Consider the following 14,460-nt stretch of genomic DNA (forward strand, 5'->3'; position numbering starts at 1 on the left):
TGATTAACGGTTAGCTCAATAGCTAACAGAAAAGACACTACAGCAGCATTGTCGCTGCTATAAACATTAAAAATACCGCAAAGAATTTCTTCAGAACAGAGGTTGGTAATTGAGTGGCCAGTTTCGCACCCACTCGAGTGGTCAACACTGAGGTACAAGATATCGCAATCAAAGCCGGCAGATAAACATAACCTAAGCTATACGCAGGAAGATCATCGACAGAAGATCCATGCCAAATGAAACCTAGCATTCCCGAAATCGCGATAACACAACCGCATACCGAAGATGAGCCGACGGCTTTACGCATTTCCACACCGTGATGGTTGAGGAAAGGTACCGACAAAGACCCACCGCCAATGCCCGCTAAACTTGATACCAAACCAATACCGCCACCACACAGCACGGTTTTAGCTGAACCCGGCATCGACTTTTGGCTCTTAGAGCGAATCGACAACAGCATTTGCAACGCCAATACCAAGACAATCACACCAAAGACTTTTGGTAAGTATTGAGCTGGAATCACATCGGCCACGAAAGAACCTAGGAAGCCACCTATCACGACACCTGGTATCAACCATTTAACGACAAAAATCTCTACATTACCCAATTTTAAATGGTTAATCGCAGACGATCCCGACGTAACGATGATGGTTGATAACGAGGTAGCCAATGCCATTTGCATCGCAAACTCTTGAGGGATACCCGCTTTAGGAAGCAAAAAGAGTAAGGCAGGAACCACCAGCAAACCACCACCAATGCCCAGCAAGCCAGCTAAAACACCAACAATAGCACCAAGGCCTGCTAGCAAGCCTATCAGTTCATATGACACGTTAAATCCTATTTTTTACCCGCTCGAATGAAGCCTGTAAATTCACGCTCTTCGAAATAGTTGAGCATCATACTATAGATGTCACTTCCATACGGTTTTGATAGCGCCTCATTTGCCAAATCTTGCAGTTCACTAAGCTTAGATTGACGAATCAAATACTTAGTCCTTGCGACATTTGAGGTGTTCATACTTAACGTCTCATACCCTAACCCAATCAAGAGCAATGCACCCATTGGATCACCCGCGAGCTCTCCACATATACACACCGGCAATTGATATTGCTTACAAGTATCATGGATGTGTTTCAATGCCATGATCACTGCAGGGTGCATGGATTCATAGACATCAGAGACACGGGAATTGTTCCGGTCAACCGCCAATAAATATTGGGTTAAATCGTTGGTACCGACTGAAACGAAGTCGACCTTATCCGCTATCAACGGCAGTATGTAAAGCATGGATGGCACTTCAATCATGATACCGATACGCGGCATGCGAACTCGACTGTCGAGTTCATGCACTTCATCGTAGGCTTGCTCGATGAGTTGAACAGTATCATCCAGTTCTTGAGTGCTAGAGATCATCGGCAACAAGATACTCAAGTTCTGGCTATCACAACTCGCACGTAACATGGCACGTAACTGAATAATAAAGATGTCAGGATGATCGAGCGTAAAACGAATACCACGCCAACCAAGGAATGGATTGTCTTCTTCTATTGGGAAATAAGGTAACGCCTTATCTCCACCAATATCCAAGGTTCGCATCACCACTTGCTTCTCAGGGTAACTAGCGAGCACAGAACGATACTGCTTGAATTGTTCGTCCTCTGACGGAAACCTTTGTTGTAACAAGAAAGAAATTTCGGTTCGATACAGACCAACCCCATCAACCCCTTGGTTGATAGCGATGTTAGTGTCTGCACTCAAACCCGCATTAAGCAGAATCTCGACTTGCTTGTCGTCTTTCGTTTTTGCCGGTAAGTACAGTTCTCGATTGACCATAGAGGAGAGCTCACTCTCTTCTAGAATTAGCCCCCGATACTCTTTGAGCAGGTTTTTAGTCGGCTCAATAAAGATCTCGCCGCTATACCCGTCAACAATCGCTTGCTTACCATTAGCTTGCGAAAGATTAAGGTTAACTCCCATAACAGAAGGAATACCCAAAGCTCGAGATAAAATCGCTGCGTGCGAGTTCGCCGCCCCTTCCAAGGAAATAACCGCTAATAGTTTTTCTTTAGGAATAGACGCTAATACAGAGGCCGTTAACTCACGAACCACCAAAATAATCGGTTTATCTAACGTGCGAAGTTCATGTTCAGAATTGTGGAGGAAATAGAGCAGTCTTTGACCAAGCTCTCGGACGTCTTGCGCTCTCTCCCGAAGGTACACATCTGACATACGAGCAAAACGGTTAGAGTAACTCTCAACAACCTGTCTCAATGCCCAATCGGCTTTGTCGCCTTTCTGAATTTGACTCTTGAGATCCTTACGTAACATGGGATCGTTGAGTAAGTGAGTAAACAGATCAAAGATCGCCAACGCGTCTTTATTGATTTCACTGTCTAAACGCTTTCGCATTCGCTTAAAATCATTGAGAGCATTTTCGACAGCGACTGCCAACAGCTCATGCTCCCTTTCAACATTGAGCGTCGAAGCAGGGTAAACATCGGTGAGTTCAGGCTGAGTGTTGTCCCACCATAAGTCACCAATCGCCACACCCGATGAAGCTGCAATACCTTTGGTCGCAGGTAGCTTCTGTTGCTCTAACAGCCAATGGCCTTGAGTTTGGGCATGCGCCACAATAACCGCAAGTTGTGCTGAGAGTGTAACAAGGAAGGATTCTTCCATCTCACTGAATAAACGGGGGGACTTCTGTTGAATGACCAATACGCCAAGCACTTGCTTGCGATAGATAATCGGAGTGCCGAGAAAAGAGTGATAAACCTTTTCTCCAAGCTCGGGAAAAAACTTATAAGCAGGGTGAGCAGACGCTTGTGCAAGGTTGATCGGTTCAGCACTTCTTTTAACAAGGCCAACCAAACCTTCGTCAAAACCAATGTGAATACTATTGCCTTTGAAGATCAGGCCTTGAGTTGCCATCAACTCAAGACGCTGCATATCATTATTTGCCAAATACACGGTGCAACATTCTGTCTGCATCGCGCTGCATGTCTCTTTAACCAAAATATCAAGAGCCGTCGACACATCTTCAACTCTTGATACGTGTTCAACTATTTCCCTTAGTTGGCTGAGCATGCTTAACCTCTACGCAATTTGCGCTTTCCTTTTGTTTTTCGCTCTTTAAACGGCATTGCTAAAGATGCGAATTCTTTCATCGCTCGACGGTAAACATCTCGCTTGAAAGATACAACTTGTCGAACTGGGTACCAGTAACTCACCCAACGCCAACCATCAAACTCAGGTGTGCTTCCACGCTGCATATTGATATGCGATTCATCGCAATCTAAGCGTAAAAGAAACCACTTCTGTTTTTGTCCAATACAGACAGGTTTAGAATCCCACCGAACCAGTCGTTTGGGCAGCTTATAGCGTAACCAATGACGACTTGTCGCGACGATCTTTACATCCTTTTTAGTAAGGCCAACCTCTTCATACAACTCGCGGTACATTGCCTGTTCCGGAGTTTCACCTTCATCTATTCCCCCTTGAGGGAATTGCCATGAATGTTGCCCGTATCGTTTAGCCCAGAAGACCTGACCATGGTTGTTACAGATTACAATACCAACATTTAATCGGTAACCATCGCCATCTATCACTGGCCAACCTCTATCTAAATTTTTAATTACACTGATTTTTCCACATATCCCCAATCGGAGCAAACTTAGTGACGTGACAAGCGCTATATTTATGAATAATAACTACGAATATGGATAAGTTTTGCTCAAATCTTAGTTACCCACACAAGAGTGAGACATAGACCACATTTATTCACCTTTTCTGTGAATAACTATGTGAAGAATTACCCGTAATCGTTTTTTTTAATCCATAGATTTATCAGAACCAAAAACAAAAAACCACCCACCGACAACAAAAACAATTAAAAATCAGTAAATTAAAACAAATTCATCAATTTTAAAAACATGAAAAAATAAAAAGATCTTTCAAAAACCACCCATGGTCAAAGATCAACCACTCCGATGTTTATCCACACTAGTAAGTGAAAGATTCATTTCAAACCCTATTTAGCAAGCATTTTATCCCCTGCAAACCCCTGTTTATTTATCCACTAAATTAATATTTCAATTAATTACCTTCATGTCCTGTGGATAACCATGAGTTTGATCCCTTTTCTAGCAAGGCGATCATTTCTTAACCAGTCGTCATATGGTGATAACTTCTGGTAAAATCATTTTTTTGATCATGCCTTTTATTATGAAACCAGAACCACAAACACAACAAGAGCTGTTAGACAGAGCATATGCTATTGCAGGAATGACCTTCAAAGAGCTCGCCGATGAAGCCAATATGGTTGTACCAAACGACCTAAAGCGAGATAAAGGCTGGGTTGGACAACTATTGGAATGGCACTTGGGTGCGCCAGCTGGCAGTAAACCAGAACAAGATTTTGCCAAGCTCGGGATCGAGCTAAAAAGTATCCCGATTGGTTATTCAGGGAAGCCACTCGAAACCACCTTTGTTTGTGTCGCGCCATTGATGGGCGTGCAAGGCATAACGTGGGAAACCAGTCACGTTCGAAACAAGCTGTCTAAAGTGTTGTGGATCCCGGTAGAGGGAGAAAGAGAGATCCCACTGGCAGAAAGGCATGTAGGATCCCCTTTATTGTGGACACCAACCCAAGCGGAAGACGAGATCTTAAAAAGGGATTGGGAAGAGCTCATGGAGCTGATCGTGTTAGGTAATGTTGAACAGATAACAGCAAGACACGGCGAAGCACTGCATTTGCGACCAAAAGCCGCCAACAGTCGAGTGTTAACAGAAGCTTACGGTGCAAGTGGAAAACCAATAAAGACCAAACCTCGTGGTTTCTATCTACGAACTCAATTCACCCACAGATTGCTGACAACCCATTACGCATAGAGGTTTTATCTAGCATAGATATGCTAAAAGATCAGTACGTTATAAACCGTCTCAATTTAGAAGTAATTTCTCACTACAACGCTCGTTAAAAATACTCTCTAATGAGGTTTGAGCGCCAGTTCAATATCGCAGTAGCTTTGGTTGGGTTCATTACCAAACTCATCATACGCGTTGTGCAAGCGAAGGTAGGCCTTTTCAAAGCCGAGCCGGAGTAATTCCTCTTTCACTTGATCCAAGGATCCAAAGTGAAGCGGCTCGCCGTCTTGCTTTACCGGTTCTAGCTTGTGTTTGTACTCCACCGCCAGTAAATATTCTGAGATATCAGAGCAACCAATAACGTACACTTTCGGTGTCTGATAAGAGTCTTTGTGCTCTCCATGTAACCACATGTCTAATTGATGCTTCTGCATAGTCAGCCTCCCTTGCTCTATAAAGCTTAGCCGAACTATTTACCTTTACTAGATAACGACTTAAAAAAGCAAAAAAGAGAAGCAAGAGCTTCTCTTTTTTGGCCAGTTCTAGTTCAAAAATTTGCACTTTCGACGCCATAACCATCACTGTGACTTATCTTAGGGGTTGAACGGTGCTATCAACCCCGCAGATTACGTCGGTATTCGCGCACTTAGGACACGACGAAGATGGCGTACTCGGCGCTCAATCGTGACAACTTCAGGCTCAGAAAAACCAATTGGTCGACCATCGGCTTCAAGGCCAATATCTCTCAATAAATGGGTGTTGTTCCATGGTAGATCATATGAACTACGACGAACTTTTCGTTGCCATTCACGCTCTTCACGACGAAGGTCTGCACGGATAAGAACTGTTGCTAGTTTTAAATATACTGAGTGACGCATAATAACTCTCCAGTTGTGGAATAAACTGAGGAAAAATAGCGTTCTAGATAGTATGAGGGCTTCTCACTTAGCTGCTATTTTTCCGCAGCCAAATAAGGGTACGGATCTATTAGTTAGGTTTATCTTGGGTGTTTCGATCGGCCATGGCTGATGTGTGTGACATATCAGTCACCATGTCAGTACACGGATCAAACGACGCGCAAATATGCTGTATAAAATCGAAATGTTTCATTTGCGCCTCCAAGCTAACTAAAAAATCCAAAAAGAAATGGGGTCGTAAAAGCAGACAAGTCTTTGTTAAATCGTTGCTTTCACGGTTAAAGTCTAACCAAGTGAGTATATTATTCAACCGATAATTGGTTAACATTTTTAAAACAATGCATTCGCCTGAAATATCAGTTGCATATTCATTTACATATAACATATTCACTATGATTATATAAAATCACAGCATATCTATCTTAGGGCTCTCTCTATAGAACAGCGGACTATCCTTCAGAAACAAAAAAGCCACGTATGATACGTGGCCCTTGAATTTTCACTCACCGGATAGAGTCAATGAATAGAACGTTCTAAACAACGCCCTCAGATATAAGACCATGTTTATTGAGTAAGCGGTACATAGTTGCGCGTGAAACTCCAAGCTCCTTAGCGGCCAAAGACACTTGACCACCATAAGATTCCAACACAATGAGTAAAGCATCTCGCTCTGAACGTTCACGTATACTTTTCAGACTGCGGCGTTCATCATTCTGTTTTGGTAAATCCAGTTGATGATCCTCAATGATGACAGCATCAGACATCAACACAACACGCTTAATCTGATTCATCAATTCACGAACGTTGCCAGGCCAATGGTAGCGACTCATCGAGCGGATAGCATCGTCTGAGAAGCTCTTCGCTTGCGCATTAAACTCTTTTGAGTACTCACGCAGAAAATGATTCGCTAGCACTGAAATATCACTCACACGTTCTTTTAAGCTAGGAACATGAATACGCAGAACATTGATGTAATGATAAAGCTCTTCATTGAAGTCGCCCTCGATCAATGCCTTTTCAATATCAGAAGAGTTAGCAGCCAAAATGCGAACATCAACCGACTTAGCTCCCTTCGTGGTTTCAATTTTCCCTTCTTGTAAAAAGCGTAAAAGGTTCAATTGTTGATTACGAGGCATCGCTAGGACATCGTTGAGTAAGAGGGTTCCGCCATCGGCTTCTTCCAACATACAAGGCGCTGCCGTTGCTGGGGCTGAAATACCAAACATCTCAGTCTCTATCCTCATTTCAGATAGAGCACGGCAATTCACAGTTAAAAATGGTTTCTGAGCTCGCGATGAATTTTGATGAATGGAACGTGCTATTGTCTCTTTTCCTGTCCCACTCTCACCGTAAATCAAAATACTGACATCTGTGGGGCCAATTCGCTTGACTTGGTCTCTCAAGCGTTTCACCGCCACAGAATCACCGAGTAGGCCCATATTGTTGTTAATACCGTAGTTTGGCCATACTTTCTGCTCAAGTTTGAGCATACCCAGTTGATGACCAATGGTACTCAATAGCTGAGCATCAGGGATTGGTGCCGTGAAAAAGTCGATACAGAAGTTAACGATAAATTGGCAGATTGTATCTGAGCTCAATTGCGATTCACGGATAAAAGCAAGCCATCGAACTTGCTTGTTGTTGCTCACGAGGTTAGCGATACCATTAAGGCTAAACTCATCATGACTAAGATCCACAATGCCAATGCAGGGGCCAATATCAGTAATTAAGGCATCGGCTTTTCGTAAATCTGCACACTGGGTACATTGCCAACCCACTTGTTCTAACACTGATAACCAGGGTTCGTACGCACCACCAACGACGATAAGAGAACCTGGTAAGGAATCCATCTTAAATTGAGTTCCCATCCTTCTTCCTTATTCTGTTTTTATTTTTTTCAATCAGGCTAACACGAGTTAAACGAATCATACGGGTACAAAGTTGCCGCAAGATCGTATTCAGATCCGATACGTATAGTAATGAGACTATCTTAGATTTTTTGTCTCAATGGTAAGACTATGTCATAAATAATCATTTTTCGAATCAAGAGTGCGGTACGAGCTAGGTTTTGACGCTAAAAACCGAAAAAGCCACCCGAAGGTGGCTTTTAAATTACACGGGCAGTAAACACCCCATAAGCGAAAATTACGCTTGTGGGCGCATTGCCGGGAACAAGATCACGTCACGGATTGTGTGGGTGTTAGTAAATAGCATCGCTAGACGATCGATACCAATACCTTGACCCGCTGTTGGCGGTAGGCCGTGCTCTAGTGCAGTAATGTAGTCCGCATCGTAGTACATAGCTTCGTCATCACCCGCGTCTTTTGCGTTAACTTGTGCTTTGAAACGCTCGTCTTGGTCTTGTGCATCGTTAAGCTCAGAGAAACCGTTCGCTACTTCACGGCCACCGATGAAGAACTCAAAGCGGTCTGTGAAGAATGGGTTGCTGTCGCTACGACGAGCCAGTGGAGAGATGTCCGCTGGGTAACCCGTGATGAACGTTGGTTGAATTAGCTGAGGCTCAGCCGTTTCACCAAAGATCTCTTCAAGAAGCTGACCACATGTCCAAAACTTCTCAACGTAAAGACCCACTTCTTCTGCAATTTTAACCATCAATTCTCTGTTCTGAAGATCGTCTTCAGTCAGAGCTTGAATGTTTGCATTTTCAGGTGTGTAGTGTTTGATTGCATCGAACATGCTCATGCGAGCGTAAGTGCCACCGAACTCAACTGTTTCGTCACCGTAAGGCATAGAAGTAGAACCAAGAACGTCCATCGCCGCTGTGCTTAGCATCTCTTCCGTTAGATCCATTAGATCTTTGTAGTCAGAGTACGCTTGGTAGAATTCCATCATTGTGAATTCTGGGTTGTGACGTGGAGAAAGACCTTCGTTACGGAAGTTACGGTTGATCTCGAATACACGGTCAAAACCACCAACTACTAGACGCTTAAGGTAAAGCTCAGGTGCAACACGTAGGTACATGTCGATGTCTAGTGCGTTGTGATGAGTGATGAATGGACGTGCTGTTGCACCGCCTGGGATCACGTGCATCATTGGCGTTTCAACTTCTAGGTAGCCTTTTGAGCTCATGAAGTTACGGATTGAAGACACAAGCTTAGAACGCACGATGAATGTGTTACGAGAGTCTTCGTTCACGATTAGATCAACGTAACGCTGACGGTAGCGCATCTCTTGGTCAGTTAGACCGTGGAACTTCTCTGGCAGAGGACGAAGTGCTTTGGTTAGCAATTCAAACTCTTCCATGTTCACGTAAAGGTCACCTTTACCAGACTTGTGAAGCGCACCTTTAACACCGATGATGTCACCGATATCTAGGCCTTGGTACTTCTCTTTCAGTACTTTTTGTACGTCTTTCGCTGCGTACGCTTGGATACGACCAGAAGTTTCTTGAATCGCAAGGAATGGACCACGCTTCGCCATAATACGACCTGCGATCGCAACGATGTGGTTAAGCTCTTCTAGCTCTTCCTTAGTCTTCTCACCGAATTCCGCTTGAAGATCGCCAGCTAGGTGCTCACGACGGAAATCATTTGGGTGACCGTTCGCTTTGCAGTTTTGGCGGATATGATCCAGCTTGCTACGGCGCTCAGCGATTAGTTTGTTCTCTTCAGGTGAAGAAGCTTCTTGTGCATTTTCGTTTTGAACAGCATCAGTCATTTGAGATGTACCCTGCTTTTATAATTTGGACAGCTATATTTTTGAAAATATAGGCATTTTTACCAATATTATTGGTAAAGCTTAATAGTTGATAAAGCTTACAGACCTGATTTCAGGCTAGCTTCAATAAACTTCTCTAAGTCACCGTCAAGAACCGCTTGAGTATTACGGTTTTCGATGCCGGTGCGTAAATCTTTGATACGTGAATCATCCAGCACGTAAGAGCGGATCTGACTGCCCCAACCGATGTCTGATTTCGTTTCTTCGCTCGCTTGTTTTTCAGCATTTTGCTTTTGAATCTCAAGTTCAAAAAGCTTAGCACGTAGCTGCTTCATCGCTTGATCTTTGTTCTTATGCTGCGAACGGTCATTCTGACACTGAACCACGGTGTTAGTTGGAACGTGAGTAATACGTACCGCCGATTCCGTGGTGTTTACGTGCTGACCACCAGCGCCAGAGGCACGGTATACGTCAATACGTAGGTCAGAAGGATTAATGTCGATCGTAATGTTGTCATCAATCTCAGGATAGATAAACGCAGAAGCAAATGAAGTATGACGACGACCACTTGAATCAAATGGTGACTTACGAACTAGACGGTGAACACCAGTCTCTGTGCGTAACCAACCGTAAGCGTACTCACCAGAGATACGTACCGTTGCGCCTTTAAGGCCAGCAACATCGCCATCAGACACTTCGATAACTTCAGTCTTGAAGCCTTTCGAATCTGCCCAACGCAAGTACATACGCAACATCATTGAAGTCCAGTCTTGAGCTTCTGTACCGCCCGAACCTGACTGTAAATCGATGTAGCAATCTGATGCGTCGTGATCACCAGAGAACATACGACGGAATTCCAATTTCTCTAACTTAGCTTCAAGCTCAGCTAGTTCTGGCTCAATTTCATCGAACGTTTCTTGATCTTCTTCTTCAACCGCAAGCTCTAATAGGCCATCAACATCCTCAACACCTTGGTCAAGTTGGTCGATCGTTTCTACTACCGCTTCCAATGCTGAACGCTCTTTTCCTAGCGCTTGAGCACGCTCAGGTTCGTTCCATACATCCGGTTGTTCTAATTCTGCGTTTACTTCTTCTAGACGCTCTTTCTTTGCGTCATAGTCAAAGATACCCCCTCAGGATATTTGTGCGCTCAGACACATCCTGCAGACGGTTTTTTATAGGATTGATTTCAAACATTTTAGCTCATCATTTATGAGTAGAATTTAACCGGAGAATTGTACTCAAAAGTGTGACGGAGATACAGAATTTTTTAGAGTGGTACACCAAGATTCAATAACTTAATCGGATATAAAATTGACGGGCAGAAAAAACACGTAAAATTTGTAAGGCAATAAAGGAAAACAAGCCCTGTTTTTGAACAGAGCTTGTTGGATTAGGTACTAAATGATGAACCTCATTCAGTGAACGATAACGCTATTTGGCTTCAACTATTTCGCTTCGATATGATCAATCATCAACTGCAACGATTGATTGCCACGAAACTCGTTAATATCAAGCTTAAACGCAAGATGTACCGTTTTCACTGAGGCATCAGGCCAGCGACGTAGGTCAACATTAAAGGCAATACCATCAATCATCACATTGGTCGGGTGGCCTTTATACAATGGCTCAAGCATTAACTTTAGGTGCTTTTCACCCACTAATTTTTGATGCAGAACTTTAAACTCACCATCAAAGATGGGCTCAGGGAAAGCTTGTCCCCACGGACCACCTGAACGCAATGTTTCAGCGGTATGCATTGAGAACTCTTCAGGTAGCAGCTCACCATCAGACAAGATAATGCCCTTAAGTGCCGTCTCACCGAGTTCTTTACGCACAACGTCATCAAACATCTTGCTGAATCGCTCGAAGTCTTTTTCCATAATGGTTAACCCGGCTGCCATTGCGTGACCACCAAACTTCAAGATCAGGCCAGGGTTTTGAGTGTCGATTCTGTCTAGCGCATCGCGCATGTGCAAACCTGGAATCGAACGACATGAACCCTTAATGCTACCTTCACCACCATCAGCAAATGCGATCACTGGGCGGTGATATTTGTCTTTGATACGCGAAGCTAGAATACCAATTACGCCTTGATGCCAATCACGTTGAAACAGAGCCAAACCAGAAGGCAAATCGTCTTTACCAAATTCAAGGCGCTCACAAAAAGCCATCGCTTCTTGTTTCATGCCCTCTTCGATCTCTTTACGTGTTTGGTTCAAGCCATCTAACTCGCTCGCCATTCGACGCGCGGCATGGATGTTATTACTCATTAGCAGCTCAACACCAAAGGACATGTCATCCAATCGGCCAGCCGCATTGATACGTGGACCAAGCGCAAAACCAAAATCGGAGGCAACTAAACGCTTAGCATCTCGCTTAGCAATTTCAATCAAGGCTTGAATACCCGGACGCGCTTTGCCTGCACGAATGCGTTGTAGCCCTTGGTGTACCAAGATTCGGTTGTTTTCATCAAGTGGTACCACATCCGCAACAGTACCCAGTGCCACTAGATCAATCAGTTCCATCAACTTGGGTTCTGTCATGCCGTGTTGAGCAAACCAGCCCAACTTACGCATATGAACACACAATGCCATCATCAGGTAAAAGGCGACACCCACACCGGCTAGCGCTTTTGAAGGAAATGCGCAGCTTTCTAGGTTGGGATTGACCATTGCATCTGCAATCGGTAATTCAGAACCAGGCAAGTGATGATCAGTAACCAGTACATCAAGGCCTTTCTCTTTAGCAAAGCGAACACCGTCAATTGAAGATACACCGTTGTCGACTGTCATGATCACTTCAGCACCAAGTTCGATCGCCTGTTCGACAACCTCAGGGCTCAAGCCATAACCATCTTCAAAACGATTGGGGACCAGATAATCAACATTAGAGCTGCCCAACATTCGCAGAGCAAGCACAGACAACGCGGAGCTTGTCGCGCCATCGGCATCAAAGTCACCAACAATGATGATGCGCTTTTGCTGCTGAATGGCTTTGAACAACAATTCAACCGCAGCATCAATACCGCCCAGTTTTTGATAAGAGTGCAAACCTTTCGCAGCTGTCTCTAGCTGGTCAGCACTGTCGATTCCGCGACTCACATAAATGCGCTTTAACAAGTCAGGTAAGTGAGCAGGTAAGACTGAAGTGTCGACCTCAGGACGGCGTTGGATCTCTATCATATAAAAATGGGCCTGATATCAATCAGGCCACTCCTTAAATCAAAAACAGGGGGGAATAATAGGTAATAAAAAATGAAGATTACTGCTCTAAACGCTGAATAAGTTGCGCTGGAGGTAAGTAACCACTCACCAACTCACCACTTGCTAGCACGATAGCCGGAGTGCCATTGATGCCAAGCTCACGACCGAGTTGGTATTGTTTAGCAATGATCTGCTTTTGCTCTGCTAGGTCTTTACCAGACGCTGGCATTTGACGATTGACTTTAGCATCATGCATAGCTGTTTTTGGATCATCAGACGCCCAGATTGCCGCCATTTGATCGGCAACTTGCCCTGTCGCACCTTGGCGTGGGTAAGCCATGTAACGAACGGTGATACCCAGATCGTTGTAGCCTTGCATTTGGCTGTGCAGACGAACACAGTAGCCACACGTAATGTCAGTAAATACTGTCACAACGTACTTTTCGTTATCTGCTTTGTATTCGATAACCGTATCCGACATCGCTGCGACTTTTTCAGCATTCAGTGGAGCTTGACGCTCAGCCAAAACATCACTGAACTTACCGTTTTCATCCAAAGAGTAAAGTGTACCGGCTAGAAAGTGATCCCCCCCAGGAGAAGAAAAGATAATGCCGCTGTTGGTTTGAACTTCTAAAAGACCATCGATATCCGAAGGAACAATCTTATCGACCTTAATACCGATTTTTTCAAAACGCTTAGTTAACGCAGCTGTATCAATAGCTTGAGCTGGAGCAGCTTCTACGGCTGTTGATGTTGTTTCTACTTTCGCTTCTGATGCATTACATGCAGTAATCATGAGAGGAAGCGCTAGTAGAGGAAGACGGCGTAATACGCTCATTAGGTTCACCTTAAAAATAAATGGATTTAAGCACGTGGGTGATGCTGAGCGTGAATTTGCTTCAGCCTTTCAGTCGCCACGTGAGTATAAATTTGGGTGGTCGATAAGTCACTATGTCCAAGCAACATCTGTACGACCCTGAGATCGGCACCATAGTTCAGTAAATGAGTGGCAAAAGCATGTCTCAATACGTGTGGTGACAATAGATCCGTATCGATACCAGCAATAACCGAATAATGCTTAATACGGTACCAGAACGTTTGACGAGTCATTTGCTTCGCGCGTTTACTCGGAAAAACCACATCCGAGCTGTTATCACCGAGTAATTGTGGACGACCTTGTTCAATAAAAGTCTCTATCCAATCGACGGCGTTTTCGCCCATTGGCACCAAGCGTTCTTTACCGCCCTTACCAATAACACGCACCACGCCCTGTCTTAGGCTGATGTTTTCCATTGTCAAACTGACGAGTTCCGTAACACGCAAACCGGTTGCATAGAGTAACTCAAGCATCGCCTTATCGCGAAGCTCAATGGGGTCGTTTGGATCTGGCGCTTCAAGCAGCGAATCCACTTGCTCTTCACTCAAATCTTTTGGCAAGCGCTTCGGCAGTTTTGGACTGATCAACAGCGCACTAGGATCGTCGGCTCTTACTTTCTCGCGGTGTAGATATTGAAACAAGCGACGAATGGCCGACAACATACGAGCACGGGAAGTCTGCTTAAAGTCAGCATCGGCTAACCAACCTTGATAATCCTGTAGTCCTGAAAGACTAATAAAATCGAGGCGGTAATTGTTCTTTTCCATCCACGTTAGAAGCTTAGACAGGTCGGTACGGTACGAGACAAGCGTATTCTCCGATAATCCTCGCTCCATCCACATAGCATCTAAAAACTGTTCTACTAGACCGTGGTCTGCGCTCTGCCCTTGAGGCGACTGCATAGTGTTACTCACAA

12 protein-coding genes are annotated in these 14,460 nt (G+C 44.3%); 1 reads left to right on the forward strand and 11 read right to left on the reverse strand.

Annotation, left to right across the window (positions count from 1 at the left end; genetic code table 11):
- Positions 1 to 37: 37 nt before the first annotated feature.
- The 3 genes from ACED59_RS09435 to rppH are packed head-to-tail and all read right to left on the reverse strand — an operon-like array spanning position 38 to position 3,608.
- Positions 38 to 829 carry a sulfite exporter TauE/SafE family protein gene (locus ACED59_RS09435; protein ID WP_017098342.1) on the reverse strand — a complete coding sequence of 264 codons (792 nt, stop codon included), beginning with the start codon at positions 827 to 829 and terminating at the stop codon, positions 38 to 40.
- 8 nt (positions 830 to 837) lie between these two features.
- Positions 838 to 3,087 (reverse strand): phosphoenolpyruvate--protein phosphotransferase, encoded by a 2,250-nt coding sequence (gene ptsP, locus ACED59_RS09440; protein ID WP_017098341.1) that lies wholly within the window; start codon positions 3,085 to 3,087, stop codon positions 838 to 840.
- Between the two features lie 2 nt (positions 3,088 to 3,089).
- Positions 3,090 to 3,608 (reverse strand): RNA pyrophosphohydrolase, encoded by a 519-nt coding sequence (rppH, locus tag ACED59_RS09445; RefSeq protein ID WP_009848435.1) that lies wholly within the window; start codon positions 3,606 to 3,608, stop codon positions 3,090 to 3,092.
- 616 nt (positions 3,609 to 4,224) lie between these two features.
- Between rppH and mutH the strand changes: the two genes are divergently transcribed.
- A complete protein-coding gene (mutH, locus tag ACED59_RS09450) occupies positions 4,225 to 4,890 on the forward strand; it encodes a DNA mismatch repair endonuclease MutH (RefSeq protein ID WP_086017877.1) in 666 nt (221 codons plus the stop codon).
- Between the two features lie 98 nt (positions 4,891 to 4,988).
- Here mutH and ACED59_RS09455 read toward each other — a convergent pair whose 3' ends face one another.
- The 8 genes from ACED59_RS09455 to xerD form a co-directional block, all read right to left on the reverse strand.
- A complete protein-coding gene (locus ACED59_RS09455; RefSeq protein WP_009848433.1) occupies positions 4,989 to 5,300 on the reverse strand; it encodes a DUF6482 family protein in 312 nt (103 codons plus the stop codon).
- A gap of 192 nt (positions 5,301 to 5,492) precedes the next feature.
- A complete protein-coding gene (locus tag ACED59_RS09460) occupies positions 5,493 to 5,744 on the reverse strand; it encodes a hypothetical protein (protein ID WP_004735015.1) in 252 nt (83 codons plus the stop codon).
- A 572-nt stretch (positions 5,745 to 6,316) separates the two neighbouring features.
- The gene (gene vpsR / locus ACED59_RS09465) at positions 6,317 to 7,651 is read right to left on the reverse strand and encodes a cyclic-di-GMP-binding transcriptional regulator VpsR (protein ID WP_009848431.1); all 1,335 of its coding nucleotides are present in this window, start codon (positions 7,649 to 7,651) and stop codon (positions 6,317 to 6,319) included.
- Between the two features lie 277 nt (positions 7,652 to 7,928).
- Positions 7,929 to 9,461, reverse strand: a complete 1,533-nt coding sequence (lysS, locus tag ACED59_RS09470; protein WP_009848430.1) for a lysine--tRNA ligase — start codon at positions 9,459 to 9,461, stop codon at positions 7,929 to 7,931.
- A gap of 98 nt (positions 9,462 to 9,559) precedes the next feature.
- Positions 9,560 to 10,658 (reverse strand): peptide chain release factor 2 gene (gene prfB, locus ACED59_RS09475; RefSeq protein WP_139137270.1). Its coding sequence is split into 2 segments (ribosomal slippage): positions 9,560 to 10,582 and positions 10,584 to 10,658, totalling 1,098 coding nucleotides; the frame shifts between segments, so codons are not numbered across the junction.
- Between the two features lie 251 nt (positions 10,659 to 10,909).
- Positions 10,910 to 12,646 carry a single-stranded-DNA-specific exonuclease RecJ gene (gene recJ / locus ACED59_RS09480; RefSeq protein ID WP_012603262.1) on the reverse strand — a complete coding sequence of 579 codons (1,737 nt, stop codon included), beginning with the start codon at positions 12,644 to 12,646 and terminating at the stop codon, positions 10,910 to 10,912.
- 79 nt (positions 12,647 to 12,725) lie between these two features.
- A complete protein-coding gene (locus ACED59_RS09485; protein WP_017098339.1) occupies positions 12,726 to 13,505 on the reverse strand; it encodes a thioredoxin fold domain-containing protein in 780 nt (259 codons plus the stop codon).
- A gap of 26 nt (positions 13,506 to 13,531) precedes the next feature.
- Positions 13,532 to 14,446, reverse strand: coding sequence for a site-specific tyrosine recombinase XerD (xerD, locus tag ACED59_RS09490; protein WP_009848426.1), 915 nt, complete (start codon positions 14,444 to 14,446; stop codon positions 13,532 to 13,534).
- Positions 14,447 to 14,460 lie beyond the last annotated feature (14 nt).

The organism is Vibrio sp. FF266, assembly GCF_041439695.1.
Lineage (GTDB): Bacteria > Pseudomonadota > Gammaproteobacteria > Enterobacterales > Vibrionaceae > Vibrio > Vibrio tasmaniensis_A.

Bases quoted from the DNA above. Each gene is read 5' to 3' on its own strand.
- ACED59_RS09460 (WP_004735015.1), bottom strand. From the start codon at position 5,744: ATGCGTCACTCAGTATATTTAAAACTAGCAACAGTTCTTATCCGTGCA.
- recJ (WP_012603262.1), bottom strand. From the start codon at position 12,646: ATGATAGAGATCCAACGCCGTCCTGAGGTCGACACTTCAGTCTTACCT.
- vpsR (WP_009848431.1), bottom strand. From the start codon at position 7,651: ATGGGAACTCAATTTAAGATGGATTCCTTACCAGGTTCTCTTATCGTC.
- xerD (WP_009848426.1), bottom strand. From the start codon at position 14,446: ATGCAGTCGCCTCAAGGGCAGAGCGCAGACCACGGTCTAGTAGAACAG.
- ACED59_RS09455 (WP_009848433.1), bottom strand. From the start codon at position 5,300: ATGCAGAAGCATCAATTAGACATGTGGTTACATGGAGAGCACAAAGAC.
- lysS (WP_009848430.1), bottom strand. From the start codon at position 9,461: ATGACTGATGCTGTTCAAAACGAAAATGCACAAGAAGCTTCTTCACCT.
- ACED59_RS09485 (WP_017098339.1), bottom strand. From the start codon at position 13,505: ATGAGCGTATTACGCCGTCTTCCTCTACTAGCGCTTCCTCTCATGATT.
- ptsP (WP_017098341.1), bottom strand. From the start codon at position 3,087: ATGCTCAGCCAACTAAGGGAAATAGTTGAACACGTATCAAGAGTTGAA.
- mutH (WP_086017877.1), top strand. From the start codon at position 4,225: ATGAAACCAGAACCACAAACACAACAAGAGCTGTTAGACAGAGCATAT.